The 2764-nt window shown below is 49.5% G+C and carries 2 tRNA genes and 2 rRNA genes; all 4 read left to right on the top strand.

From position 1 onward, the window contains the following. Positions 1-1318 (top strand): 16S ribosomal RNA (locus A9G08_RS04695); the annotation flags it as partial. A gap of 55 nt (positions 1319-1373) precedes the next feature. Continuing rightward, positions 1374-1450 (top strand) — tRNA-Ile (locus tag A9G08_RS04700). 48 nt (positions 1451-1498) lie between these two features. Continuing rightward, a tRNA-Ala gene (locus A9G08_RS04705) sits at positions 1499-1574 on the top strand. Positions 1575-1783: 209 nt separating this feature from the next. Beyond that, positions 1784-2764: ribosomal RNA gene (locus tag A9G08_RS04710) — 23S ribosomal RNA — on the top strand; the annotation flags it as partial.

The following is a 2764-nucleotide window of genomic DNA, read 5'->3' on the forward strand; positions in this document are numbered from 1 at the left end:
TTGATGAACCCATATGGGATTAGCTAGTTGGTGAGGTAAAGGCTTACCAAGGCGACGATCTCTAGCTGGTCTGAGAGGATGACCAGCCACACTGGAACTGAGACACGGTCCAGACTCCTACGGGAGGCAGCAGTGGGGAATATTGCACAATGGGGGAAACCCTGATGCAGCCATGCCGCGTGTATGAAGAAGGCCTTCGGGTTGTAAAGTACTTTCGGTAATGAGGAAGGTGGTGTATCTAATAGGTGCATCAATTGACGTTAATTACAGAAGAAGCACCGGCTAACTCCGTGCCAGCAGCCGCGGTAATACGGAGGGTGCGAGCGTTAATCGGAATGACTGGGCGTAAAGGGCATGTAGGCGGATAATTAAGTTAGGTGTGAAAGCCCTGGGCTCAACCTAGGAATTGCACTTAAAACTGGTTAACTAGAGTATTGTAGAGGAAGGTAGAATTCCACGTGTAGCGGTGAAATGCGTAGAGATGTGGAGGAATACCGGTGGCGAAGGCGGCCTTCTGGACAGATACTGACGCTGAGATGCGAAAGCGTGGGGAGCAAACAGGATTAGATACCCTGGTAGTCCACGCTGTAAACGATGTCGATTTGGAGTTTGTTGCCCTGAGTGATGGGCTCCGAAGCTAACGCGATAAATCGACCGCCTGGGGAGTACGGCCGCAAGGTTAAAACTCAAATGAATTGACGGGGGCCCGCACAAGCGGTGGAGCATGTGGTTTAATTCGATGCAACGCGAAGAACCTTACCTGGTCTTGACATCCACAGAATCTTGCAGAGATGCGAGAGTGCCTTCGGGAACTGTGAGACAGGTGCTGCATGGCTGTCGTCAGCTCGTGTTGTGAAATGTTGGGTTAAGTCCCGCAACGAGCGCAACCCTTATCCTTTGTTGCCAGCGATTCGGTCGGGAACTCAAAGGAGACTGCCGTTGATAAAGCGGAGGAAGGTGGGGACGACGTCAAGTCATCATGGCCCTTACGACCAGGGCTACACACGTGCTACAATGGCGTATACAAAGGGAGGCGACCTCGCGAGAGCAAGCGGACCTCAGAAAGTACGTCTAAGTCCGGATTGGAGTCTGCAACTCGACTCCATGAAGTCGGAATCGCTAGTAATCGTGAATCAGAATGTCACGGTGAATACGTTCCCGGGCCTTGTACACACCGCCCGTCACACCATGGGAGTGGGTTGCACCAGAAGTAGATAGCTTAACCTTCGGGAGGGCGTTTACCACGGTGTGATTCATGACTGGGGTGAAGTCGTAACAAGGTAACCGTAGGGGAACCTGCGGTTGGATCACCTCCTTACGAAGAGCTCGTAAGTGTTCACACAGATTGTTTGTTTAGAAAGAGTCACTTTATTGGGTCTGTAGCTCAGGTGGTTAGAGCGCACCCCTGATAAGGGTGAGGTCGGTGGTTCAAGTCCACTCAGACCCACCAATTCGACAATTAAGCTGATGGCTTGATTAGTTGATGAAGTGAAACAATGGGGCTATAGCTCAGCTGGGAGAGCGCCTGCCTTGCACGCAGGAGGCCAGCGGTTCGATCCCGCTTAGCTCCACCATTAAAGATACCTCTTTTAAAAATCATAAAATTATTTTTGTATTTATTTGATATTCGAATGAATAGAAAGATAAAGCTCTTTAACAATTAGGAACAAGCTGAAAGAAACGAGTTCTCGTTTTTACGGAAAGCATTTGTATGAAAGTATGGATGTGATGAAGTAGAAAAGAGAAAAAGCGTAATTAAAACCAAGACAACTGTGAGTTGTAAGGTTAAGAAATTAAGCGTACACGGTGGATGCCTAGGCAATCAGAGGCGATGAAGGACGTGTTAATCTGCGAAAAGCGACGGTGAGCCGATAAAAGGCGCTATAGCCGTTGATGTCCGAATGGGGAAACCCAGTGCAGGCGACTGCACTATCATCTGATGAATACATAGTCAGATGAGGCGAACCGGGAGAACTGAAACATCTAAGTACCCCGAGGAAAAGAAATCAACCGAGATTCCCAAAGTAGCGGCGAGCGAAATGGGAGTAGCCCAAGCGGGTAGCATAATGTATTAGTGGAAGCGTCTGGAAAGTCGCACGATAGAGGGTGAAAGTCCCGTACATGAAAATGCATTATGTGGAAGCTTATAGAGTAGGGCGGGACACGTGATATCCTGTCTGAAGATGGGGGGACCATCCTCCAAGGCTAAATACTCCTGATTGACCGATAGTGAACCAGTACCGTGAGGGAAAGGCGAAAAGAACCCCGGGAGGGGAGTGAAATAGACCCTGAAACCGTGTACGTACAATCAGTGGGAGCATGTACCGTTGGGTATGTGTGACTGCGTACCTTTTGTATAATGGGTCAGCGACTTATATTCTGTAGCAAGGTTAACCGAATAGGGGAGCCGAAGGGAAACCGAGTATTAACTGTGCGTTAAGTTGCAGGGTATAGACCCGAAACCCGGTGATCTAGCCATGGGCAGGTTGAAGGTTGGTTAACACTAACTGGAGGACCGAACCGACTAATGTTGAAAAATTAGCGGATGACCTGTGGCTGGGGGTGAAAGGCCAATCAAACCGGGAGATAGCTGGTTCTCCCCGAAAGCTATTTAGGTAGCGCCTCATGTATAACTGTTGGGGGTAGAGCACTGTTTCGGCTAGGGGGCCATCCCGGCTTACCAACCCGATGCAAACTCCGAATACTGACAAGTTTAATCATGGGAGACACACGGCGGGTGCTAACGTTCGTCGTGAAGAGGGAA

This window comes from Gilliamella sp. wkB195 (assembly GCF_001690445.1).
GTDB lineage: Bacteria > Pseudomonadota > Gammaproteobacteria > Enterobacterales > Orbaceae > Gilliamella > Gilliamella apicola_E.